The organism is Streptomyces sp. URMC 123 (genome assembly GCF_051386515.1).
Taxonomy (GTDB): Bacteria; Actinomycetota; Actinomycetes; order Streptomycetales; family Streptomycetaceae; genus Streptomyces.
Genome location: NZ_JBPQTV010000771.1, coordinates 1 through 264 on the forward strand (window position 1 = coordinate 1; position 264 = coordinate 264).

Below are 264 nucleotides of genomic sequence, written 5' to 3' on the forward strand. Positions count from 1 at the left end.
GGACGAGCTGCCGCTGGAGGCGATCGCGTACGTCCATGTGGCGGGCGGGGTCGAGCGGGACGGCGTCTGGCACGACAGCCACGCGCACCCCGTTCCGCCCGCGGTGCTCGACGTGCTGGGCGAGCTGTGCGCCCGCGTGGACCCGCCGGGCGTGCTGCTGGAGCGGGACGACGACTTCCCCGCGGCGGCGGAGCTGGCCGGGGAGCTCGCGGCGATCGGCACGGTGGTCTCGACGGCGAGGGAGGCACGGCGTGTACGGGTCTG

General features: G+C 76.1%; 1 protein-coding gene. It reads left to right on the forward strand.

Annotated features, from left to right (window positions below; all coding sequences use genetic code 11):
* A partial coding sequence (locus ACSNOD_RS31945; protein WP_436770542.1) for a multinuclear nonheme iron-dependent oxidase occupies positions 1-264 on the forward strand: 264 nt, incomplete at both ends.